The organism is Ralstonia sp. OTU4908, from assembly GCF_038440115.1.
In the GTDB taxonomy this organism is placed as follows: domain Bacteria; phylum Pseudomonadota; class Gammaproteobacteria; order Burkholderiales; family Burkholderiaceae; genus Ralstonia; species Ralstonia pickettii.
Genome location: NZ_JASATD010000008.1, coordinates 58,580 through 80,916 on the forward strand (window position 1 = coordinate 58,580; position 22,337 = coordinate 80,916).

24 protein-coding genes and 1 pseudogene are annotated in these 22,337 nt (G+C 66.1%); 13 read left to right on the top strand and 12 right to left on the bottom strand.

Translation table 11 applies throughout. The features are described 5' to 3' along the window. Positions 1-4: 4 nt before the first annotated feature. A complete protein-coding gene (locus AAHM38_RS09425) occupies positions 5-439 on the bottom strand; it encodes a PaaI family thioesterase (protein ID WP_015856009.1) in 435 nt (144 codons plus the stop codon). A gap of 294 nt (positions 440-733) precedes the next feature. On the opposite strand from AAHM38_RS09425, the gene AAHM38_RS09430 reads away from it, so the two are divergent. After that, entirely contained in the window at positions 734-1,861 is a 1,128-nt protein-coding gene (locus AAHM38_RS09430) for a porin (RefSeq protein ID WP_009239476.1), read from the top strand. Between the two features lie 18 nt (positions 1,862-1,879). Here AAHM38_RS09430 and AAHM38_RS09435 read toward each other — a convergent pair whose 3' ends face one another. Further along, positions 1,880-2,929, bottom strand: coding sequence for an ABC transporter substrate-binding protein (locus AAHM38_RS09435; RefSeq protein WP_015856010.1), 1,050 nt, complete (start codon positions 2,927-2,929; stop codon positions 1,880-1,882). Positions 2,930-3,076: 147 nt separating this feature from the next. On the opposite strand from AAHM38_RS09435, the gene AAHM38_RS09440 reads away from it, so the two are divergent. Both AAHM38_RS09440 and AAHM38_RS09445 read left to right on the top strand, forming a co-directional pair. Continuing rightward, the gene (locus tag AAHM38_RS09440) at positions 3,077-3,757 is read left to right on the top strand and encodes a response regulator (RefSeq protein ID WP_004628458.1); all 681 of its coding nucleotides are present in this window, start codon (positions 3,077-3,079) and stop codon (positions 3,755-3,757) included. Continuing rightward, a complete protein-coding gene (locus tag AAHM38_RS09445; protein ID WP_015856011.1) occupies positions 3,735-5,186 on the top strand; it encodes a sensor histidine kinase in 1,452 nt (483 codons plus the stop codon). The genes AAHM38_RS09440 and AAHM38_RS09445 overlap by 23 nt, the downstream gene beginning before the upstream one ends. A gap of 224 nt (positions 5,187-5,410) precedes the next feature. Here the strand turns inward: AAHM38_RS09445 and AAHM38_RS09450 are convergent, their stop codons facing one another. The 3 genes from AAHM38_RS09450 to AAHM38_RS09460 form a co-directional block, all read right to left on the bottom strand. Next, a complete protein-coding gene (locus AAHM38_RS09450; protein ID WP_009239472.1) occupies positions 5,411-5,950 on the bottom strand; it encodes a DUF4142 domain-containing protein in 540 nt (179 codons plus the stop codon). 26 nt (positions 5,951-5,976) lie between these two features. Next, positions 5,977-6,354 carry a DUF2795 domain-containing protein gene (locus AAHM38_RS09455; protein ID WP_015856013.1) on the bottom strand — a complete coding sequence of 126 codons (378 nt, stop codon included), beginning with the start codon at positions 6,352-6,354 and terminating at the stop codon, positions 5,977-5,979. 182 nt (positions 6,355-6,536) lie between these two features. Then, a complete protein-coding gene (locus AAHM38_RS09460) occupies positions 6,537-7,016 on the bottom strand; it encodes an RrF2 family transcriptional regulator (protein WP_004628449.1) in 480 nt (159 codons plus the stop codon). Between the two features lie 230 nt (positions 7,017-7,246). Between AAHM38_RS09460 and AAHM38_RS09465 the strand changes: the two genes are divergently transcribed. The 5 genes from AAHM38_RS09465 (at position 7,247) to AAHM38_RS09485 (ending at position 12,213) form a co-directional block, all read left to right on the top strand. After that, a complete protein-coding gene (locus AAHM38_RS09465) occupies positions 7,247-8,452 on the top strand; it encodes a globin domain-containing protein (protein WP_015856014.1) in 1,206 nt (401 codons plus the stop codon). Positions 8,453-8,472: 20 nt separating this feature from the next. Continuing rightward, positions 8,473-9,687, top strand: a complete 1,215-nt coding sequence (locus AAHM38_RS09470) for an NnrS family protein (RefSeq protein ID WP_015856015.1) — start codon at positions 8,473-8,475, stop codon at positions 9,685-9,687. Positions 9,688-9,759: 72 nt separating this feature from the next. Beyond that, positions 9,760-11,217, top strand: coding sequence for a MocR-like pyridoxine biosynthesis transcription factor PdxR (gene pdxR, locus AAHM38_RS09475; RefSeq protein ID WP_015856016.1), 1,458 nt, complete (start codon positions 9,760-9,762; stop codon positions 11,215-11,217). A gap of 78 nt (positions 11,218-11,295) precedes the next feature. Continuing rightward, positions 11,296-11,733: a carboxymuconolactone decarboxylase family protein gene (locus tag AAHM38_RS09480; RefSeq protein WP_015856017.1), complete on the top strand. Its 438-nt coding sequence runs from the start codon at positions 11,296-11,298 to the stop codon at positions 11,731-11,733. Positions 11,734-11,781: 48 nt separating this feature from the next. Beyond that, on the top strand, positions 11,782-12,213 hold the full coding sequence (locus AAHM38_RS09485) for a hypothetical protein (protein WP_015856018.1): 432 nt from the start codon (positions 11,782-11,784) through the stop codon (positions 12,211-12,213). A 4-nt stretch (positions 12,214-12,217) separates the two neighbouring features. Here the strand turns inward: AAHM38_RS09485 and AAHM38_RS09490 are convergent, their stop codons facing one another. Continuing rightward, positions 12,218-13,537, bottom strand: coding sequence for an MFS transporter (locus tag AAHM38_RS09490; protein WP_015856019.1), 1,320 nt, complete (start codon positions 13,535-13,537; stop codon positions 12,218-12,220). Between the two features lie 168 nt (positions 13,538-13,705). Continuing rightward, positions 13,706-14,590 (bottom strand): LysR family transcriptional regulator, encoded by an 885-nt coding sequence (locus AAHM38_RS09495; protein ID WP_015856020.1) that lies wholly within the window; start codon positions 14,588-14,590, stop codon positions 13,706-13,708. Positions 14,591-14,703: 113 nt separating this feature from the next. On the opposite strand from AAHM38_RS09495, the gene argC reads away from it, so the two are divergent. Both argC and AAHM38_RS09505 read left to right on the top strand, forming a co-directional pair. Next, positions 14,704-15,636, top strand: coding sequence for an N-acetyl-gamma-glutamyl-phosphate reductase (gene argC, locus AAHM38_RS09500; protein WP_015856021.1), 933 nt, complete (start codon positions 14,704-14,706; stop codon positions 15,634-15,636). A gap of 138 nt (positions 15,637-15,774) precedes the next feature. Continuing rightward, positions 15,775-16,611 (top strand): bifunctional allantoicase/(S)-ureidoglycine aminohydrolase, encoded by an 837-nt coding sequence (locus AAHM38_RS09505; protein WP_015856022.1) that lies wholly within the window; start codon positions 15,775-15,777, stop codon positions 16,609-16,611. 85 nt (positions 16,612-16,696) lie between these two features. Here the strand turns inward: AAHM38_RS09505 and AAHM38_RS09510 are convergent, their stop codons facing one another. Further along, positions 16,697-17,302 carry a trans-aconitate methyltransferase gene (locus AAHM38_RS09510; protein WP_041668412.1) on the bottom strand — a complete coding sequence of 202 codons (606 nt, stop codon included), beginning with the start codon at positions 17,300-17,302 and terminating at the stop codon, positions 16,697-16,699. Here AAHM38_RS09510 and AAHM38_RS09515 point away from each other — a divergent pair. Next, positions 17,183-17,545, top strand: a pseudogene (locus AAHM38_RS09515) (LysR substrate-binding domain-containing protein); the annotation flags it as partial. The gene AAHM38_RS09510 and the pseudogene AAHM38_RS09515 sit on opposite strands and share 120 nt — an antisense overlap. A gap of 58 nt (positions 17,546-17,603) precedes the next feature. On the opposite strand, the gene AAHM38_RS09520 reads toward AAHM38_RS09515, so the two are convergent. Then, complete coding sequence (locus tag AAHM38_RS09520) at positions 17,604-17,912, bottom strand: hypothetical protein (protein WP_015856023.1); 309 nt, start codon at positions 17,910-17,912, stop codon at positions 17,604-17,606. Between the two features lie 318 nt (positions 17,913-18,230). Here AAHM38_RS09520 and AAHM38_RS09525 point away from each other — a divergent pair, with 318 nt between their 5' ends. Further along, a complete protein-coding gene (locus AAHM38_RS09525; RefSeq protein ID WP_015856024.1) occupies positions 18,231-18,503 on the top strand; it encodes a metal/formaldehyde-sensitive transcriptional repressor in 273 nt (90 codons plus the stop codon). A 358-nt stretch (positions 18,504-18,861) separates the two neighbouring features. Further along, positions 18,862-19,725: a DMT family transporter gene (locus AAHM38_RS09530; protein WP_015856025.1), complete on the top strand. Its 864-nt coding sequence runs from the start codon at positions 18,862-18,864 to the stop codon at positions 19,723-19,725. A gap of 23 nt (positions 19,726-19,748) precedes the next feature. On the opposite strand, the gene AAHM38_RS09535 is transcribed toward AAHM38_RS09530, so the two are convergent. The 3 genes from AAHM38_RS09535 to AAHM38_RS09545 all read right to left on the bottom strand — a co-directional run bounded on the left by AAHM38_RS09535 (position 19,749) and on the right by AAHM38_RS09545 (position 22,267). Then, positions 19,749-21,089, bottom strand: a complete 1,341-nt coding sequence (locus AAHM38_RS09535; protein WP_049779108.1) for an ATP-binding protein — start codon at positions 21,087-21,089, stop codon at positions 19,749-19,751. After that, positions 21,065-21,730 (bottom strand): response regulator, encoded by a 666-nt coding sequence (locus AAHM38_RS09540; protein WP_015856027.1) that lies wholly within the window; start codon positions 21,728-21,730, stop codon positions 21,065-21,067. Before AAHM38_RS09540 ends, AAHM38_RS09535 begins: the two co-directional genes overlap by 25 nt. Before the next feature lie 147 nt (positions 21,731-21,877). Then, a complete protein-coding gene (locus tag AAHM38_RS09545) occupies positions 21,878-22,267 on the bottom strand; it encodes a hypothetical protein (RefSeq protein WP_009239456.1) in 390 nt (129 codons plus the stop codon). Between the last annotated feature and the right edge of the window lie 70 nt (positions 22,268-22,337).

Sequence of the window (22,337 nt, forward strand, 5' to 3'; positions counted from 1 at the left end):
GGGGTTACGGACGGCGGATGACACACGTTGCCGTGGCATGCGCCAGCAACGTGCCGTCCTGGGTCTTGAGCGTGCCCTCCGACACGCCGATCGTGCGCGAGACATGCAGCACGCGCCCAACGGCCACCAGCGGCGTATCGACCGGCACAGCCTTCACCATCTTCACGTTCAGGTCAACCGTGCCGTAGCCGACGCCGGCTTCGAGCATCGAATGCACGGCGCAGCCGGTCACGGAGTCGAGCACCGTCGCCGCAAAGCCACCGTGCACACCGCCCAGCGGATTGAGGTGGCGCTTGTCGGCCTGGGCACCGAAGTGCACGGTGCCTGCTTCGATGACATCCATCGTCATCGGGATGGTTTCGCTGATGGACGCGCGCGGGAGATCACCGTGCGACATGGCCTGCAGCAGTTGCAGGCCGGTCATTTGGGACGGATGCATGGGCGGGGTCTGGTGGAGGTGAGATGAGACGAGGCGACTCAACACTCTACCGCGAGGCCGATTGCCGGGGCTGCAATGCATTGCATTGGGCGACGCAACAACCGCGCGTCTGCGCATGCCCCAATACGGGTAGACCCTAGCGTTGCGCGCACGCCGACGCGAAAGGCTCCAGAAAGGTGCCCCCTTCTACGCTCGCCCAGCGATTGCATCGGCGGCCTGACCCACTGCCGTTGCGCGTTTCCCGAAGCCGGCATCACGACCGGACACCATCACCCACAAAGGAAGGAGACTTCAATGTCCCGCATCAAGTTTGCCCTTGCGGCAACTGCAGCTGCCGCGGCCACGCTGGCCGCCAGCGCCGCCCATGCCCAGTCAAACGTGACGCTTTACGGCCTGATCGACACCACCATCAGCACCGTCAACAACACCAACGCCGCGGGCGCACGCACCACCGGTTTCCAGGTGCCTTGGTTCTCGGGCAGCCGCTGGGGCCTGACCGGCAAGGAAAACCTGGGCGGCGGTACGTCGGCCATCTTCAAGCTGGAATCGGAATTCGAGACGCCGACCGGCAACATGGACACCCCGGGCGTGTTGTTCAACCGCGACGCCTGGGTGGGTCTGTCGAGCGAATCGCTGGGCAAGCTGACCTTCGGCCGCCAGAACGCGATTGCGCGTGACATCTCTGGCATCTACGGCGACCCGTACGGCAGCGCTAGCGTCACGCTGGATGAAGGCGGCTACACCAACGTCAACAACTTCAAGCAACTGATCTTCTACGCAGGCAGCGCAACGGGCACACGTCTGAACAACGGCGTAGTGTGGAAGAAGCTGTGGGATGGCCGCTTCTTTACCGGCTTGGCCTATCAGTTTGGCGAAGTGCCGGGCCAGTTCACGCAAGGCACCACCGAATCGTTGGCGCTGGGCTACAACGGCGACAACTTCCACCTCGCAGGCTTCGCGCAACAAGCGAAGGTCAACGGCTTCATGGACCGCTCGTACTCGGTGGGCGGCAACGTGATCTTCGGCATGTTCCGCGTGAACGCCGGCTACTTCCACTACACCGGCGAGCAACCGGCCGCACTGGGCAACCGCAAGGACGACGCCTACACCGTGTCGCTGAAGATCGCTCCGCAAGGCGCCTTCGACTACGAAATCGGCTACCAGATCATGAAGGCCGGCAACGCCGCGTTCAGCGCCGATGGCAACACGCTCAACGCTTATGCCAACGTCGCGGGTGCCACGGCAGCGGGCAGCGGCCGCAAGAACACGCTGTACGGTTCGGTGTTCTACCACGTGTCCAAGCGCACGGAGTTCTACGTCGCGGCTGACTACATGAAGCTGAAAGATCAGTACATCGTGGGCGGCACCAACGGCCACAACAGCCAGACGGAGTTCGCCGTCGGTATGCGCACGCGCTTCTAAGCGCCTGTTTGGCTTGAGCTAGCGGCGCTCGCGCACCTGATCGACAAACCTGTTGGTGTAGGTGCGCGAGAGGTCGATGTGCTTGTCGCGCGCGTTGGCATTGCTGGCGGCGAGGACGCGCAGGACGGTGGGTGGGCCGTCGTCAGGCATGCGTCCGTCGGTGCTGAAGGTGGGCAACGCGGCGGCAAGCGCTCTTGTGTACAGCTCGGGATGATCGCGCCGGAATTCAGGCGGCATGCGGGCGGCGATGTCTTCTGCACCATGCGTGTGCAGGTAATGCAGGGTACGCACGAATGCGCGGGCCAGTTTGGCAGCGATGTCCGGATGCGCTTCCAGCCATGCGGTCTGCAGGTACAGGCACGCGGCCGGGTACGAACCGCCGAGCGCCGCTCGTGTGCTCTCGAGCGTACGCAAGTCGAGCAGCACGCGCGCTTCGCCGCCGTGCAAGAGGCGCGAGACCGTCGGGTCGGTGGTCATGCCGGCATCGATGCGGCCGTTGCGCAGCGCAGTGACGAAACTGCGTTCCGCGCCAACCGGCAGCATGGTGTAGTCGCCGGCCGAGAGCCCCTGCTGCACCATCAGGTAGCGCGTGAGAAAGCTCGTGGATGCGCCCAGCCCCGTCACGCCCAGCGTGCGGCCGCGCAAGTCACGCATCGACTGCACCGTCGCCGGCAAGCGTGTCGACACGACTTCCGCTTCGCCCGGCACCTGGCTGAATACGACAATGGCGCGCACTTCCTTGCCCTTGGCCTGGAGGTCGATGGTGTGGTCATAGAAGCCGACCACGCCTTGCGCAAAGCCGGTGAGCAGTTCGCTTTCCGCATCAACGCCGGCGGGCTGCGAGAGCAGTTCCACATCGAGCCCTTCGTCGCGGAAATAGCCCAGACGTTGCGCCAGCGTGGCCGGCAGGTAGATCATCTTGGCGGTGCCGCTGACCATGAGCGTCAAGCGCGTCGGGTCTTGTGCGAGGGCATGCGAAGTTGCCACTGCCAAAAGGGCAGCGAGCCACGGCGTGATCCAGCCCCGGACGCCGCGTGCGCGTGCGCTCCTGCAGGTAAAAACACCCATTGAGTTGTCTCCGGCTCTTTTGTAGATATCGGTATCGCGCGGTCCGGATCTGGCGAGTGATGCCTCCGGCGCGCGTAGGCAGCCGCCACCATTCTAGGAAGCGGCAACCCACAAATCGCTTTCATTTTTCGGACGCGCTGTTTTCGCATGAAGCTGCTCCTGATCGAAGACAACGCCCCGCTGGCGCACTGGCTGTCCGAAGCCCTGCGCCGCGCCCAATTCACCGTGGATCACGCCAGCGATGGCGAATCCGCCGATACCCTGTTGCTGACGCAACACTACGACGTCGTGCTGCTCGATCTGCAATTGCCCACGTTGTCGGGGCAAGGTGTATTGCAACGTTTGCGCGGCCGGCGCAACCCGGTGCCGGTGCTCATCCTGACAGCCAGCGGCGGGATCGACGACAAGGTCGCCTGCCTGGGTGCCGGCGCCGATGACTACCTCGTCAAGCCGTTCGAGATTCGCGAGCTGATTGCGCGGATCCAGGTGCTGGTGCGGCGCAGCACGCCGGACCAATCCGTCGAGCTGCAATGCGGCGACCTGACGTACCACACCGGCAGCCGTACCTTCAATCTGGCCGGCCAGCCCCTGGTGCTGCCCGCACGCGAGCATACGGTGCTTGAAATTCTGATGCTCAAGCTGGGGCGCACGGTGTCCAAACCGGCGCTGGTGAACGGCGTGTTCGGGATGGACGACGAAGCCAGCCCCGAGGCCATCGAAATCTACATCCACCGCCTGCGCAAGAAGCTGGAGCATTCCGCCGCTACCATCGTCACGCTGCGCGGCCTTGGTTACCTGCTGCGCGATGCCTCCGCCGCGCAGTCCTGATCAAGCGCCGGCGCAGTCCGCTCCGGCGCGTGCCCGCAGCCTGCGTGCGCGGCTGGTGCTATGGCTGGCGTTGCCGCTGGTCGTCTATGTGGCGGCCGATGGCTGGCTCGACCTCGCCGCCGCGCGCCACAACGCCGATCTCGTGCACTTTCATGCGCTGGACACGGCCGCCCAGATGATCAGCGGGCAGATCGAGTGGGATGAAGGCCGCCTGCGCGTGTCGGTGCCGCCGGCTGCGCTGGCCGTGTTTGCCGCGCCCGAAACCCCGGTGCGCGATCAGGTGACGTACCAGGTCAGCACCGAGCACGGCCGCCTGCTGGCCGGGCGGCTCGACTTCGGCACGCGCCCCGCGTTTGACGCGGCGGGCCTCGCCGATGCCGGCACCTACACCGATACCGTGGAGGGCCAGCCCGTGCACGTGGCCGCCGTGGTGCGCACCATGTACGACGCCGGACGCACCGAACGCGTCGTCACGCGCGTCGCGCAAACCATGAACGGGCGCGACGCGATGATCCGCCAGTTGTGGTGGCCCGCCACCGTGCGCCAGCTCGCGCTCGTGGGGCTGGCGCTGGCGATGATCCTCATCGGCCTGACGCTGGAGTTGCGGCCGATCTTGCGGCTGGCCGGCAATGTGTCGGCACGCGCCCCCACCGACCTCGCGCCGCTCGACCCCGACGGCCTGCAGCACGAGTTGCAGCCGATTGCTGGCGCGTTCAACCAGTACCTGCAGCGCATTGCCGACAACGCGCTCACGCAGAAGCGCTTCATTGCCGATGCCGCGCACCAGATGCGCACGCCGCTGGCGATTCTCGATACGCAGATGCAGGTGGCGGCGCAAACCAACGCAGATGCCGCGCTGCATGAAGTCCTGAGGGCCGCGCGCACCAGCACGCGCAACCTGGCGGATCTCATCAACGACTTGTTGCTGCTGTCTCAGGCCGAAGCCTCGGCCGCGACGAGCGAGGTGGTGGACCTCTCTCAGGTGGCGCGCACCGTGCTGGAAGACCTCGCACTGCTGGCCGATGGCCGCCGGATCGACCTGGGCATCGAGCTTGCAGACCTGCCCGTGTGGACGTCGGGCAACCGCACGCTGATTGCCGCCCTGTTGTTCAACCTGGTCGACAACGCTGTGCGTTACACGCAGGAAGGCGGCCACGTGACGGTGCAGGTGTCGGCGGACTACGGTTGGGCGATGCTGACCGTGACCGACAACGGCCCCGGTATTCCCCCCGAGGCGTACACACGCGTGTTCGAGCGCTTTACGCGTCTGGACGGCACGCAGACCCAGGGCACTGGCCTGGGCCTGGCGATCGTGCGGCAGATCGTCGATCGCATGGGCGGCCAGATTGCGCTGGCGCCCGGGCCCGGTGGCATCGGGCTGGCGGTCACGGTCTGGCTGCGGCGGACGAGCGCGCCCGCTGCAGGGTAAATCACCGCCCCTGCCTTACGGCTTCCGCACTTACTGCACCGACACAAACACCGGGTTCGAGTAGAACCACAGATCGTTGTAGTTGCGACCGTTGATGGCGTTGAAGCGCGCGGCGTTTTCCGTCACCGCGGTCTTCTGGTCGGGCATCGGTCTCGAAGCCATCGGCCAGGAAGGTGTCGGCCATTCATGGTCACCTCGATCAACGAAGGGTTCAACCTGCGGAATTATTTCGCTGCGGTTTTCAACTGCTCCGCCATCTGCAGATGCTCACGCAGGGCCGGCAGGTTGTGCGCGAAAAATGCCTTGATGTCGGGGTCCTTCGCGTCCTTCGAGGCTTTGTCGAACAACGAGACGGCTTCCTTGTGGGCCTTCACGCCCACCTCGTCGGCGTAGGCCTTGTCGAATTTGGCGCCCTCCAGTGCATTGAGCTTGTCCACCTTCGCACGCTCGTCGGCGGGCAGGCTCTCCGGCACTGCGATGCCCTTCTTGCCGGCCAGCGTCTTGAGTTCGTCGCCAACGGTGGTGTGGTCCTTCACCATCCTTTGTGCAAAGGCGCGTACGTCGGGATTGCCTGCGCGTGTAATCGCCGCCTGGCTCGCCTGAACCTCTAGCATCCCGGCGGCCGCAGCCTTGGTGACGAAGGTGGTGTCGGACTTGTCCACCGCCGCCCGCGCCACGCTCAGCCCACCTCCAAAGCCAAGTGCAGCTGCCAGAAACAACGCGGCAACGCGCTGCACTCCAATAGGCTGTGTCGATCTGTTCATGAGTCGTCCTCCTGCTCGCATGCGCATCACTTTTCGTTGCTGACGGCCTTCGAAACAGCGGCCGGCGTGTCGTATTCGTCGTCGGGCATGTCGCGCAGCGTCTTCAGTGTGCTGTCAACTGCGCCGTTGGCCTGCGCGGTCTTCACCAGCGCCTGCTTCTTCGCCGGGTAGGACGCGCCCTTCAGGGCCTTTTGAATGCCGATCGGCGAGTGCGCTGCGTGTTCATCCCCGCCGCCGTGGCCGCCGCGCTCATGCGACTTGGCAACGGCGCGTTCGGAGGATTTGCCGGCGCTGCCGTGGCTGGCGTGCTCGCCGCGCTCCTTGGCCGATGCGCTGCTGCGATTGCTCTGCGACGTCGATTTCGAGTGCGACGCGTACTTGCTCTTGTCGCGCGTGGGTTTCATGACACCTCCGCTGGTCGGGTTGATCGGGCCGTCACCGGAAATGGCGCGGCCAACGACCGTCTCGCAGCAGTGAACATGCCTGCGGTGCGGCGGGGTGGAAAGAACTGGAGGCGGGCGACAGCTGAGTTACGTAGGCCCGACATCGTGCTTCAGTGCTGTGCTACGGCAACTCCGACGAGCGCCTACGCTGCAACGCCTTTGCGCCGGGCCGCACGCGGCATCGGCAGCGGTGCCTCGCCCAATGCGCGGCTGACCGCATTCGGTTTGTCGACCAGATCCTGCAGCGTATAGCCGTCGAGCACCTCAAAGTACGCCCGCAACGCCGCGTGCAGGACGCCGCGCAGGCCGCACACGCGCGTGATGACGCAGTGGTTGTCGTCGCCGTGGAAGCACTCGACCATGCGGAAGTCGGGCTCGGTGGCGCGGACCACATCGCCGAGGTTGATTTCGGCGGCCGGGCGGCCGAGCGTGATGCCCCCCGCGCGCCCCCGCACCGTATGCAGGAAGCCGTCCTGCCCAAGCTGCTGGACGATCTTGATGAGGTGGTTCTTGGGAATGTCGAAGGCATCTGCAATGCGCTGGATCGTGACGAGCTCGTCCGGGTGCACGGCCACGTAGATCAGCGTGCGCAGGGCGTAGTCGGTGTAGTCGGTCAGTCGCATGGCGGGTGTGCGGCGTTGCCGCCGGTAGAAACATTCATGAGAGGTACATCTTATCGGGAAGTTGCGCACAAGATGCGCCGGTTTGCCGCAGGTCAATTTGTTGCATCAAAAATATACGTTTAATAGAATCCAATGCAAGCGGTTGCCTGAGCACCAGGCCATCCAGAAAAAAGCGTGACGGCGCCCCCCGTCTTATTTGTTGCATATTTCACGCATATTTGGAGTCCAGCATGCTGTCCGACAAGTCCAAGCCTTACATCGATGCCAGCGTTCCGGTGCTGCGCGAGCATGGCTTGACCATCACCCAGACCTTCTATCGCAACATGTTCGCCAGCCACCCCGAGCTGACCAACGTGTTCAACATGGGCAACCAGGCCAATGGGTCGCAGCAGCAGTCGCTGGCTTCGGCGGTGTTTGCGTACGCCGCCAACCATGGCAACAACGCGGCGCTGGCGCCCGTGGTCAACCGCATCGTGCACAAGCACGCCGCTGTGGGCATCAAGCCGAGCCACTACCCGATCGTCGCGCGCCACCTGCTGGGCGCAATTGCCGAAGTGCTGGGCGACGCCGCCACACCAGACCTGCTCGCCGCCTGGGACGAGGCCTACTGGCTGCTCGCCGCCGAGCTGATCGCGGCTGAAGCGCGCCTGTATCAGCACACCGGCAGCGGGCCCGACCATCGTCAGCCGGTGCGCATTGTCAGCCGCCGCCAACAGGCCGAAGATGTAGTGTCGCTCACTCTCGAAGCGGTGGGGGATGCGCCGTTGGCCGATTTCCTGCCGGGTCAATACATCTCGGTGCAGGTGGAGCTGGCGCCGGGCGCACTGCAGCAGCGTCAGTACAGCCTGTCGGATGCGCCGAATGGCCGCACGTGGCGCATCTCGGTCAAGCGTGATGCGGGTGACGCCGATCGCCCTGCGGGCACCGTGTCGAGCTGGCTGCACGCCAATGCGCGCGAAGGCGACGTCCTGCTGGTCAGCCAACCCTACGGTGACTTCGTGCCGCAACTGGCGACCAGCAACCCGATCGTGCTGATGTCGGCTGGTGTTGGCATCACGCCCATGATCTCGGCGCTCAACACGCTCGCGCAGCAGAACAGCGCGCGCAAGATCGTATTCAGCCACGCCAGTCGCGCGGCCTCGCATGTTGCCCACGCCGACGATCTGGAGCGTGCCGCACAAGCGCTGCCTGCATTCGAGGCGCACGTATTCCTGGAGTCCGGCGAAGACGCGGAATTCGCGCAGCGCCCGGCCCACCCCGGCCGCATGACGGTCGACACGTTCGTGCGCGACCACGGGGCGGAAGCGGACTTCTATCTCTGCGGCCCGCTGCCGTTCATGCAGGCACAGCGTGCGGCGCTGCTCGCCAGCGGCGTGCCGTCGGAGCGCATCCACCGCGAAGTGTTCGGCCCCGATCTGCTGGACGACATCCTCTGACCTGAACCACGGAAATCACCATGCCCCGCCAAGCCCCGTTGCTCACCATCGGCCAGCCCGACCCGGCAAGCCGTTTGCCTTACACGGGGCGGGCCGTCTTCGCGCTCGGCTTCCGGCCGTTCTACCTGTTGGCAGCCGCCTTTGCCGCGCTGGGGATGGCGTTGTGGGCAGCGTTGCTGCTGGGGGTGCTGCCGTCGGCGCAGGGCCCCGCCACCATGGCGCCGCTGTTCTGGCATGCGCACGAGATGGTGTTCGGCTTTGCGGCGGCAGTGGTGGTGGGTTTCCTCTTCACGGCGGGCAAAAACTGGACGGGCCTGCAGACGCCACAAGGCGCGCAACTCGCTGGGCTGGCGGCGCTGTGGCTGGCGGCGCGTGTGCTTATGTGGACGGGCCCCGTGCCGCTTGCGGTGGCGGCGGATGTGGCGTTCCTGCCGGCATGCGGCGTGGCGTTCCTGCGCGTTCTGCGGCGCGCAAAAAGCGCACGCAACTACGGCCTGGCGATCGCGCTGCTTGTGCTCGGTGCCATCAACGCGGCGTTCCATGCGGCGCTGGCTTGGGACGCGCCGCTGGCTGCATTGCGCTGCCTCGACGGGGCCGCTGGGCTGGTGTGCCTGTTTGTCACGGTCATTGGCGGGCGCGTCATCCCGATGTTCACGTCAAACGCGGTCCCTGGCGTGCACGTGCGCCGCGTAGTGTGGGCCGAGCGCGCTATCGTGCCGGCGACGGCGCTCGCCGTTGCCATGTTGGCGACGCCGCTTCAAGGCATCGTTCCGGCCATCGTGTTTGCGGCGGCAGCAGTCGTGCAGGGCGTCCGCTGCGCCGGCTGGGACACGCGCCGCACGCTGCGCACGCCCATCGTCTCCATCCTGCATGTGGCGTATGCCTTCCTGCCCATCGGCTTTGCCATGTTGGCTGCCGCAGCGCTCGGTTGGGGCGACCGTTCCACCGCGCTGCATGCGCTCACGGCAGGAGCCATCGGCGGCGCCATCATCGCAATGATCACGCGCACCGCGCTGGGCCACACCGGCCGGATGCTGCGCACGGGCCGGGCAGAGCATTTCGCCTACGCTGCCGTCGCGCTGGCCGCACTCGTGCGCGTGGCAGGCCCGGCGTTGCTGCCGCGCGAGGTGTGGATCGGCGGGGCGAGCCTGCTGTGGGTGGCGGCGTTCGCGACGTACCTGTGGCGCTACACGCCGTGGCTGATGGCGCCGCGAGCCGACGGCCGGGAGGGCTGAGCCTCACCCTGCCCTTCCCGCCCCCGGCGGCTTCCGTAGAATGGCGCAGCCCCTTTGCACACTGCGCCCACGATGGATGTCCATTTGACGATCCACGGCCGGCACGACCTTGCCGGCCAACTCTATCGACAACTCCGCACCGCCATCCTCGATGGTCGGCTCGTGCCGGGCGAGCGCCTGCCCTCCACGCGCGACCTCGCGCTGCAGATCGGTGTGTCGCGCAAGACCACGCTCGACGTATTCGAGCGCCTCATTGCGGAAGGCTATCTACAGCCGCGCGCCGGCTCCGGCACGTTTGTGGCCGAAGCCACCGAAGGATTGCGCGCCCGCACGCCGGCCGCCTCGCCTGCGGCGCAACTTGCGTCGCCCACGCCCGCCGTACGCACCTTCGACACGCCCTGGAACAACATGCCCGCGGTGCTGCCCCTGCCGCGCGCGAATCTCGTCTACGACTTTGCGGGTGGCGTGACGGAGAAGCGCCAGTTTCCGTTCGACGTGTGGCGCCGTTGTGTTGCGCATGCGCTGCGCCAGCAGGCACGCGGGCGTGGCGGCTATCAGGACCCTGCGGGCGACCAGGCGCTGCGCCTGGCCATCTCGCGGTATCTCGCATTCAGCCGCGCGGTGGTGTGCGCTTGGGCCGATATTGTCGTCACGCAGGGCGCGCAGCAGGCCATCGACCTGATCGCTCGCGTGCTCGTGCGCCCCGGGGATACGGTGGCGATTGAAGACCCGGGTTACCCGCCCGCGCGCATTGCGCTGCAGGCCCTCGGTGCCAAGGTCGTGCCGGTGCCGGTCGATGCGGAAGGCCTGGTCGTCGATGCGCTGCCCAAGCGCGCCAAGCTCGTCTACGTAACGCCGTCGCACCAGTTTCCGCTGGGCATGCCGATGAGCCTGGCGCGCCGAGCGCAACTGCTCGACTGGGCGCAGCGCCATGACGCGCTGATCATCGAAGACGATTACGACAGCGAATTCCGCTTCGACGGCCGTCCGATGGAATCGCTCAAGAGTCTGGACGCTGCGGGTTGCGTCGCTTATGTGGGTACGTTTTCGAAGACGATCTTTCCGGAACTGCGGATCGGCTATGTGGTGCCGCCGGCCTCGCTGGTGACGCCGTTGCGGCACGCCAAGCAGGTGGCCGACTGGCACACTGAATCGCTCATGCAGGCGGCGCTGGGCAAGTTCATGCTCGACGGCGATTTCGCCAAGTACCTGCGGCGCATGCACAAGGAATACGCGGCGCGCCGGGATGCGCTGCTGCGGCATCTGCGGGGCCCGCTGGCACCGTGGCTGACGCCCGTGCCGTCGGCGGCGGGCATTCACATGGCAGCGCAGGTGGGCCCACCGTTGCCCGAGGCCGAGCTGGTGAAGCTGGCGGAAAGCGTGGGCGTCGGGCTGTACGGCACGGCCAGGATGTATGTGGCGCGGCCGGCGCAACCCGGGCTGCTGATCGGCTATGGCCACGTGAACGTTGCCGAGATCGACGCGGGCCTCGGCAAGCTGGCGGAGGCGCTGACCAAGGTGGCTACCTGATATTCGCGGGGATTGGCAATTCCAAGGTGCCACCTGCACGCCTAGACTGGCTCCAGTTCTCAAGCACAGGAGCCTCTCATGGAACCCCTCCTCGACTTCTATCAAAGCAATCCCGCCGCCATCCAGGCGGTCATGGGCCTCGAAAAAGCACTGGGCAGAAGCACGCTGGAAAAACCCCTGACTGAACTCGTGCGTCTGCGCGCCTCGCAAATCAACGGCTGCGCCTATTGCGTCGACTTGCATACCGCCGATGCGCGCAAGGGCGGTGAAGACGACCGCCGCTTGGCCACCGTCTCGGTCTGGCATGAAACGCCCTTCTTCACCGACCGCGAACGCGCCGCGCTGGCCTGGACGGAAGCCGTCACCCTCGTCGCAGAAACGCGCGTGCCCGACGACGTCTGGCAGGCCGTGCGCGCGCAGTTCTCCGATGCCGAGTTGGTCGACCTGACGCTGCTGGTGAGCACCATCAACACGTGGAACCGCCTGGCCATCAGCTTTCGCAAGCTGCCCGCCTGAGCGCCGCATATACTGCCTCGCACGGCAAGCGCCGCACCCGGAGGCCACATGCTGCACAACGTCCGCACCCTGAGCATCAACATCGAGCGCCACTTCGATGACGTGGCCATGTTCCTGGCCGAGCCGCTGAACTTTCCGATCTGGGCGACCGGGCTGTCGGAAGGGCTCGCGCCCGGTACGCAGGGTTCGGGCGCCGCACCCGACGAGTGGATCGCCAAGGCCGCACCGAACAGCGACGAAGGCACCGTGTTCATCCGCTTCAGCCCGCCCAATGAATTTGGCATCGCCGATCACTGGGTGCGTTTGCCGGATGGATCGATCGTCTACGTGCCGCTGCGCGTGGTGCGCAACGGCGCCGGCACCACCGTCTCGCTCACGCTGTTTCAGCAGCCGAACATGGACGACGCACAATTCAACGCCGATGCCGAATGGGTGCAGCGCGACCTGGTGAAGCTGAAGACGGTGCTGGAGGCCGAATAAGCGCTCAGGCCTTTTCCGCCTGCGGTGCTTGCGGCACCGTTTGCGGACCCGACGCGCCGGCAGGTGCACCAGATGCCGGTGCTGCAGGCGATGTCGCCAGCGACGGATCGCCTTGCGCATCCGAGCCCTTCACCTGGCTCACCCAGAACACGCAGAACAACCCTGCCGCCACGGCCAGCCAGCCGTTGAGGCCATAGCCCTCGATGCGGCCGCTGGCGCCACCGGACAGCAGCAGCCCGCCAAGCCACGCCCCCACGCCAGTGCCCACCGACATCACCGCGCTGTTGGCCGAGAGGAACGCGCCGCGCACCTGCGGGGCGGGCACCGTCGTCATCAGCGCCTGCATCGGCACCATGCGGCTGGAGAGGATCACCATGAAGAACGGGAAGAACAGCAGCATGCCGATGAACGGCCAGTCGGGCAGATGCGTCATCACCAGCACCGGGATGAACGCCAGCAGGGCCGCGCCCACGAACACGCGGCGACGGCCGTAGCGGTCGGCCAGCTTGCCGACGGCGCGCGAGCTGAAGAACGATGCCGCGCCGCCCGCCACATACAGCCACGACAGGTTTTCAGGCGCCACGCCGTGGTTGGCCACCAGCACCGGCGAGATGAACGGAATCACCAGCATGTGCGAGCCCATCATCACGAAAGTCAGCACGAAGGCACGCAGATGGCGCGGGTTGGTGAGCAACCGCCACAGGCCCGAGAGCACCTCGCCCAACGTCTGGCTGCGATTGCCTGCCAGATGTTCGGCCAGCGGCGGAATGGTCCGCCGCGCGCCCAGCCAGATCAGCACCGTGAGCGCCGTCAGCAGGAAGAACGGCGCCGACCAGCCGAAGTGCGCGCCAATGGCAATGCCCACGGGCACGCCCGCCATGGCGGCCAGCGCAAACGACGACATCACCACGCCGGTGGCTGCGCCGCGCCGCGCGGGCGGAATCACGTCGGACAGCACGGCCATGATGATCGACCCGAGCACACCGCCCGTGACGCCCGCAAACGCACGGGCGAACAGCAGCATGCTGTAACTGCCCGACAGCGCGCACGCCAGGTTGGCCAGCGTGAAGAGGCCGTAGACGGTCAGCAGCAGGCGGCGCCGGTCAAAGCGGTCGACATAGGTGGCGGCCAGCAGGCCGGAGGCACCCGAGCACAGCGAATACACCGACACGGCCGTGGCGAACGCCGCCGGACCGATGCCAAACGTATGCATGATCTGCGGACCAAGCGGCATCATCACCATGAAATCCATGATCACAGTGAACTGCGTGAGCGCCAGCAGCCAGAGCAACCGGCGCTCGCGCGAGGGATCAAGTAGAGGCATGAGGGCGAAGAAAGAAAGAGAGGAGGCGGCGTGCGCGGCTCGGAATGGGCAGCCAGGGGCGCCGGGTTGTGTCGAAAAACATATCTTACGATAGTTGTCACGACACAAGAAGTCAAACTTTATTCAGCGGATTCTCCGTCTCGTCACGGTGCCAAGGCGCGCAATGCGCTATTTCGCGCGCAGCATCCAGAGCACGTCGAGCACATGCTGCGTCGATCGCTCGACGTGGCCGGCGCGGTGCGCGATGCCAAGTTCACGCCACAACGCCGGCCGCAGCGGCCGCATGGTGATGCGCACATCCGACGGTACGGCGGACGCCTCGTGCGGGAGCAGCGTGGCGCCATAACCGGCGGCAACGAGGCTTTTGATAGCGTCGTTGTAGTTGAGCTGGATGCGCGGCACGGGGTGATAACCGTCCGTGGCGAACCACTCGGTCGTCTGGCGCGAGAGACGTGTGGTGGCGTCGTTCAGGATCAGCGGCTGCGCGGCAAGCCACGCAGGCGTGATGCGCGCCGGGTTCGACCAGTGCGAAGGCAGGAAGGCCATCACGGGATCGCGCCGCCACGGCTTGATGGCGAGCCCCGCCACCTGCGATTGCGGCAGCGCCACGAGACCAATGTCGAGCGCGCCATCGGCCAGACCGACCAGCGTTTCCTGCGACGTCAGCACCGCCACCTGCACGTCGATGCCGGGGTGGTCTTGCCGCAGCACCTCCAGCGCCTGCGGCAGCAAGTGGGCGATGGCGCCGGTGGAGGCGCCCAGCCGCACGCGCCCGCTCAGGCCCTGCACTTGCCGCTGGATATCGTCCAGCGCTTGCTCGGCATCGGCGAGCAGCTTGCGCGCGCGCTCCACCATCACCTCGCCGATGGCGGTGGGCTGCACCTGCCCGCGCTTGCGTGACAGAAGTTGCGCGCCCACGCGATCTTCCAGCTCGGCGATATGCAGGCTCACGGTGGGCGCTGCCAGATGCAGGGCTCGCGCCGCCTCGGCAAACGATCCGCGGCCGGCGACTTCCACGAGGGTGCGCAGGCGGTCCAGGCTGATCTCTCGCATGATTCAGAAAAACTGAATGTGAAAGTTGTGAAATTCAACTTTTCATATTCTAGGTCGCGCTCGAAGATGGGGGTTCGTGTTCACCACCATCTTCTTTCCATTGGAGCGCTCCCATGTCCACGCCCCTCGTCTTCATCGACGGCGACCAAGGCACCACCGGCCTGCAGATCCACGAGCGCCTGCGCGGTCGTGTCGAGCGGCAAGACCTGACACTGCTGACGCTTCCCGCCGGCGCGCGCAAAGACGCGCAACGCCGTGCCGAAGCCATCAACGCCTGCGACATCGCCATCCTGTGCCTGCCCGATGTGGCCGCGCGCGAGGCGGTCGCGGCCATCGTCAACCCGCGCGTGCGCGTGATCGACGCCAGCTCCGCGCATCGCACCACGCCGGGCTGGGTCTACGGCTTTCCGGAGATGAGCGACGAGCAAGCTCAACGTGTTGCGGGCGCGTCGCGCGTGACCAACCCGGGCTGCTACCCGACCGGCGCGATCGGGCTGCTGCGCCCGCTCGTGCAGGCGGGCCTTGTGCCGGCGGATTACCCGATCAGCATTCATGCCGTGTCCGGCTATTCGGGCGGCGGCCGCGCCGCGGTGGAAACCTACGAGGGGCCGGAGGCAGCAAACGCCCTGCCGTTCCAGGTGTACGGGCTGGGTCTGGCGCACAAGCACACGCCCGAGATCCAACTGCACGCCGGGCTCACGCAGCGGCCGATGTTCGTCCCGGCCTACGGCGCGTATCGCCAGGGCATTGTGCTGACGGTGCCGCTGGAGCTGCGTCTGCTTAACGCCGGCGTTGATGCGACCGCGCTGCACGCATGTCTGGCTGACCACTACGCTGGCGCGCCGCATGTGGACGTGATGCCGCTGCAGGCACCGTCTGCCTTGCCGCATCTCGATCCGCAAGCGCTCAACGGCACCAACGACATGCGCCTGGGCGTGTTCGCCAACGACCACGGTCAGGTCTTGCTCACGGCGGTGTTCGACAACCTCGGCAAGGGCGCCTCCGGCGCGGCGGTGCAGAACCTCGATCTGATGCTGGCGCAGTAGTGGCAAATCGAATGGAAGGCATCGCAACATTTAATTGGTCGATTGTGGGCGACTTCGCTATCGTCAACGCCGCCCGCGTACGAACCGCCTGTTGCTGTTTGCGCCCGGGGCCGGACCAACCCATTGCCTGAATGCAACATGTCTAAAACCACGTATTACGCGCCGCATGGCGGCCATCCGCCGCAGACGGATCTGCTGACCGATCGCGCGATGTTCACCGAGGCGTACGCGGTGATCCCCAAGGGGGTGATGCGCGACATCGTCACGAGCTGGCTGCCGTTCTGGACCCACACGCGCCTGTGGGTGATCGCCCGCCCGCTCTCGGGCTTTGCCGAGACCTTCTCGCAGTACATCGTTGAAGTGAACCCGGGCGGCGGCAGCGACAAGCCCGAGCAAGACAAGAACGCCGAAGCCGTGCTGTTTGTGGTGGAAGGTGAAGCGGAGCTGACGCTGCAGGGCAAGAAGCACACGCTCACGCCGGGCGGCTACGCGTTCATTCCGCCGGGCGAGGACTGGACGCTGCACAACGTGAGTGACGCCGCGGTGCGCTTCCACTGGATCCGCAAGCACTACCAGGTCGTCGATGGCATTCCCCTGCCGGAAGCCTTTGTGACCAACGAACAGGACGTCGAGCCGATCCCGATGCCGGGCACCAACGGCGCCTGGGTGACGACGCGCTTTGTCGACATGAGCGACATGCGCCACGACATGCACGTCAACATCGTCACGTTCCTGCCGGGCGGTGTGATTCCGTTTGCCGAGACCCACGTGATGGAGCACGGTCTGTACGTGCTTGAAGGCAAGGCTGTCTATCGCCTGAACCAGGATTGGGTCGAGGTGGAAGCCGGTGATTTCATGTGGCTGCGCGCATTCTGCCCGCAGGCCTGCTATTCGGGTGGCCCCGGCCGCTTCCGTTACCTGCTGTACAAGGATGTGAACCGTCACATGAACCTGACGCTGAATCCGTCGCGTTAAGCGACGCAGAGGTCCGATAAAAGCCCGCCGATATTTGCCGTCGGGCTTTTTTTCACGGCCGGCGTTTCTGCCTCTGCGATTGCGCCTACTTGCGCGTCGCCACGATGAACAGGCGCGGAAACGGCAGCAGCACCGTGCCATCGTCGAGTGCCGGATAGGCCTGGGCAATCATGTCGCGATAGCGCGTGAGGAATACGGGGCGCTCGTCCTCGCTCAGCGCTGCGAGGAAGGGCCGCAGCGCGCTGCCCTTGAACCATTCGACCACCGCATCGACGCCGCCTTGCAGCGGATGCATGTACGTGGTGCGCCACACGTCGACGCGCGAGCACAGCAGCGAGAGCAGCGCGTAATAGCGACGCGCATCGAAGCGCTCCGTGCGCTCCACCCCCTCCAGCTTGTTGGCCCACGGCCCTGCAGCGGCCACTTCGCGCATCAGGCGGTGCGCCGGTTCATCAAGGTTGTCGGGCATATGCACAACCAGGTGGCCACCCGCCGCCAGCTTGCCGATCAGCTTCGGCCGCTGACGAGCGATCCGTACGTCCTCGTCTGCCGCGACGATCATCCGTTGGCCAAGCGCCGGCGCATCCGATGGCAGGCCTTGCAGCCCCACCCCCTCATCTTTGCCGGTGAGGTCAGCGGCAACCGTAGCCTGCTCGACGGCGCGCTCAAGGCGAGCGGCGTGACGCTGCATTCGTTCTACGAAGTACAGCGCAGCTCAATGGCGCTCGGGTTGGTGGCGGAAGGGCTGGGCGCGGCGGCGGTGCCGCGGCTCGCCATTCAGAAGAATGCGTATCCGATGATCCGCACGGTCGAGCTGGTCGAACCGGAAGTGTCGCGCACGCTGGTGCTCGTCACGCGCAAGGCGGCGCAGTTGTCGCCTGCGGCGCGCGCGCTGTATGACCGAATCGTCGAAGGGGCAACAGCGCCGACGTGATGCCGGCACAGAGGGGGCCGTGTATCACTGCGCCCGCCTCTCATGCCGTACGCGGTCTTCACGCGCTGGCGCCGTCCGACGTGCCGGGGTAGCGCGTATCGCCGCGCCATGCGAGCACATCATGTGCGCTGGTTTGCCGATCCGCGCCCTGCGCATACGGATCGAAGCGATCGTACTTCCACGACAGATAACCGTAGGTATCGGCTTGGCGATCTGCACCTTGTGTGAACGGGTCCGTCTTGTCGACGGCGCCTTGCGTATACGGATCGTACTTGGCCTGCGCGGCAGCAGCCGGTTGTGCGATGAACAGTGCGGCAGAAGCGGAAAGGGTGGCAAGCAAGGCCAGGGTAATGCGGCGGGTGTGCATGGTGAACTCCTCGTACGGTGAACGTGCCGCCGGAGGCGGCATCCCATCGGATCGCCGGCGGCGTGTGGCCGCTTGCGTCCCACAGGTTGGTCGCGGTGCACCTGCAAACCTGACACTGCATCGACGAAAAAATGCCGCACCAGCCTGTACCTGCAGATACGCAGCCCGTGCGGCAGTGGATGCGGCCCTCGCGAAAAACGCGTGGATGTTGCGGCTGTTGCGGCCGCTGCATCAAGCTGTGCAGGCCCAGCCACCCGACGTAGACGCCACCGGGATGCTACCCTCGCACATCATTCACATCACCTCGATATCCGACCCATGGCCCATACCATCCGCGACAAAGCCAAGCTGCAGGCGCGCGTCCGGCGTATCCAGGGGCAGGCCGCCGCGCTTGAAAAACAACTCGCCGAAGAGGGCGATTGCACGGCCGTCCTCCAGCAGATTGCTGCCATTCGCGGCGCGGTGAACGGGCTGATGGCCGCGGTCATCGAGGGCCACCTGACAGATCACGTGGTCAAGGAGCCCGCCGAGGCGCAGCGCCAGCAAGACCTCGACGCGGTGATGCAAGTGATCAAGTCGTATCTCAAGTAGCGTGCCGCCCTTGCACCATACGCGCAATCCCGATAGGCTGCGCAAACGCCATCGGCGAATTCCGATTTTCTGAAGCTTTCCGAATCTTCGTCTTCATGCCCCGACTTCACGCCACCCTCCTCGTTGCCGGCCATCGCGCCCGCGTGGATGACCCCTGCGTGCAGCCCGGGCCCTTCCCTCCTCCTGTCGTCTCTTCGGGCTACGACGTCGGCGCGCCGCCGCCGCCTCATCTGCCCGCATTCGGCTGACTTTCAGCCGCTTCGTTTCCGGTTGACCTGAACCAGGCTCGGGCACACGCCCGAGGCAGGCGCTTGCCTGCGCGCCGGAACCCGACATCTCTTTTCGACAGGTGAGTGGAATGCGTTCCATACAAGCCGCGCTGGCAGGGTCCGGCGCGACGGTTCTATTCGTGCTGCTGTGGAGCAGCGGTGCAATCTTTGCGGAGATCGGGGTGCAGCATGTCCCCGCGTTCGCGTTTCTGGTTGGGCGCTTTGCGCTCGCGTCTTTGGTGCTGGCGGGGCTTGGCCTCGGGCGGGGGCGGTGGTGGCCGGCGCCCGGATCACGGCTGAAGGTAGCTGCCACCGGTGCATTGCTGACCGGCGGCTATTCGATCTGCTATCTGCTTGCGCTGGACCGCGGCCTCACGCCCGGGCTCCTGGCCACGGTGCTCGGCGTGCAGCCGCTGCTCACGCTGCTGGTGACCGAGCGCACTTGGTCTGCACGGCGGATGGCCGGCCTCTTGCTGGCGTTGGGCGGCCTCTCGCTGGTGGTGGGCGGGGCCGACGCGCGCCAAGTGCCAATGGCCGGTCTCGGCTATGCGTTCGCCGCGCTCCTCAGCATGACGCTGGGCGCCATCGGCCAGAAGCGGCTGAACCAGTCGCCGATCGATACGCTGCCGATGCAGAACGCGGTGAGCCTTGTGCTGTGCGTGGGGTTTGCCATCGCGCATCCCGCGCAATCGCTGGCGTTCACGCCCAGCCTGCCCGGCATCGCCGCCTTGTTGTGGATGGGCGTGGTGATGTCGGTGGGTGCGCAGTTGCTGTTCTACCGGCTCATGCAGCACGGCAACCTCGTCAACGTGACGAGCTTGTTCTACCTCGTGCCGGTTGTCACGGCGCTGCTGGATGATCTTGTGCTGGGGCATCGCCTTGCGCCCGTTGCAGTGGCGGGGATGGCAATGATTCTGCTGGGGTTGGCGGTGGTATTCCGGGTGCGGCGGTAGATTGGTGTGCGGTTGCCATTGCATTAGGCGGCTGGCAACCGCACCGTCACCCGCAACCCGCTGGCACGATCATCCGCCTCGCCGAGTTCCACTTCCCCGCCGAGTCGCCGCACCACCGTACTCACGATCGACAACCCGAGCCCCGAGCCGGTCGCCTCATTGCCGAGCACACGATAGAACGGGTCGAACACGCGCGCGCGCTCTTCGATGGGGATGCCGGGCCCGGTGTCCTGCACGGCAATCGACACAACGTGCGCGTCATTGGCCACCGACAGGTCGATACGTCCGCCTTCCGGCGTGTAGCGAATCGCGTTGTCCACCAGGTTGCGCACTACGACGAAAAGGTCGAGTTCGCTGGCATGGACGCGTGCATCGGCTTCGGTGGTGACGCCCATGTCGAGCTGCTTGGCGTCGGCAAGCGGCATGAGGTCTTCCAGCACGCTGCGGAACACGCTCTGGACGGAGACGGTGCCAGTTGGCACGCCGGTGGCCTCTTGCGCGCGCGCCAGGGTGAGGAGTTGTTCGAGCAGCCCGCGGCTACGCTCGATGCCCTGGCGCAGCGTGCCAAGCCGCGCCTGCGCGTCGGGCGACATCGCGGCCTGCCCGAGCCGCTCGGCCTGCAGCGACAGTGCGGAGAGGGGCGTGCGCAGTTCGTGCGCGGCATCGGCGACAAAGCGGTGCTGGGCGTCCATGGACTGTTGCACGCGCGCGAGCAGGCGGTTGATCGCCACCACGAACGGGCGCACCTCGTCGGGCACGGCTTCGGGCGCGATGGCGTGCAGTTGGCGCTCGTCGCGTTGGTCCACCTCATGCGCGAGCCGCTTGATGGGCGCGAACATCTTGCGCAACACGTGGGCGACGGCCAGCAGCAGGATCGGCACAAGTATCAGGAACGGCATCAACGTGCGCAGCGCGCTGTCGCGGGCGGTTTCGTCTCGCACGGCGGTTTCCTGCGCCACAGCGATGCGCTGGCCGTTGGCGAGCGTGCGGACCCACACGCGGTAGTCGCGCTTGCCCAGGCGTGCGGTCTGCATGCCGTCGGTCAGCACGGGCAGGTTGGCCGCAGGCACCGCGCCGGCCGGCGGCAACACCTGCACGATCACGCGCGCCTCCGTGTCCGAGACCTTGGGCGCGTCGGCTGGGTCGCCTGGGGCTGGCAGATGGCCGGGGTCGAACATCGCCCCCACCTGGCGCAAGACGTCGTCCTGCAATTCATGCGCTTCGCGAAAAGCCGAGGCAAACGCAAAGCCGCCGGCCAACATCGCCACCGCCACGATGATCACCGACAGCCACACCGACAGCCGCCGCTGCACGGATGCAGCCGCAGATGTAGCCGCTGTCATTGGCCCCTCGGCACCATCCATCCCACTCCCCTGACGTTCTTGATGGCCTGCGCGCCGAGCTTTTTGCGCAGTGCGTGGATGAGGAATTCGACCGCGTTGCTGGCCACCTCGTGGCCCCAGCCGTAGATGCGCTCTTCCAGCTCCGTGCGCGAAAGGATGGCGCCCGGCCGCAGCATGAGCGCCTGCAGCAATGCAAACTCGCGCGCGGACAGGCGTACCGGTTCGCCGTCGCCCATGCGCGCTTCATGTGCAGCCGGGTCGAGCGTCAGCACGCCATTGGTGAGCACGGGGCTCGCAGCCCCGCCCTTGCGGCGCAGGACGGCGCGCATGCGGGCGAGCAGTTCAACCATCTCGAAGGGCTTGAGGATGTAGTCATCCGCGCCGCCGTCGAGACCGCGTACGCGCTCATCCACCGCATCGCGCGCGGTCAGGATCAGCACCGGGACAGGATTGTCGCGGGCGCGCAGGCTGCCGAGCACTGCATGGCCGTCCTTTCCGGGCAGGCCGAGATCGAGCAGCAGCAGGTCGTAGTGTTGGTGCGCGGCCACATCCAACGCGGTCTGGCCGTTACGCACCCAGTCCACCGCGTAGGCGGCGTCCTGCAGCGCGGCTTCCACGGCCGCGCCAATCATCGGGTCGTCTTCAACTAGGAGGACTCGCATTCAGTGTCGGGTGAACGGTCAGACCGATTGCAGCGCACCGCGCCGGGCCTGCCAACTCGGCGGATTCTCCAGAGCGATGGAGGGAGATTCCGCACCAGTCTGGCGAGGCAGACTTAGACGAGCCATAGCCGCCCGATGGCCGATGCCTTACTGCGCCACCTGCCGCAACTTCCATTCCCCGCTTGGCTGTTTGCACAGCCACGCGGTCCACTGCTCTTTGCTGCTGCCGCGCGCGAGTTCGCTCTGCAGGCGGCGGCATGATTGGCCGGCGTCGGTCTTGGATTCCAGCGGTGTGATGGTCGCGTCGATGGCGGGCTGCTTGCCCGTCGCCGCAGACGTCCATTGTGCGGGCGTGTTGTCGGCGGTGCTCCTCAGCACGTCGCCGATGGCCTTGGTGAACGACTTCAACTCCGTCGGGCTCATCGAGCCGATGATGGTGCTGGCCAGCACGTTGCGGAAATAGGCAAACGACGGCGTGGCAGCAGCAAACAGTGCAGCGCCCGCGAAGGCGAGCGCAAGACGGCGACGATGCGACATGGGGTCCCCCAGGATGTGAAGAAAAAGGTGCCTTCATCCTAAACCATGCCGCGTCGGGCTGTGGGGGTGC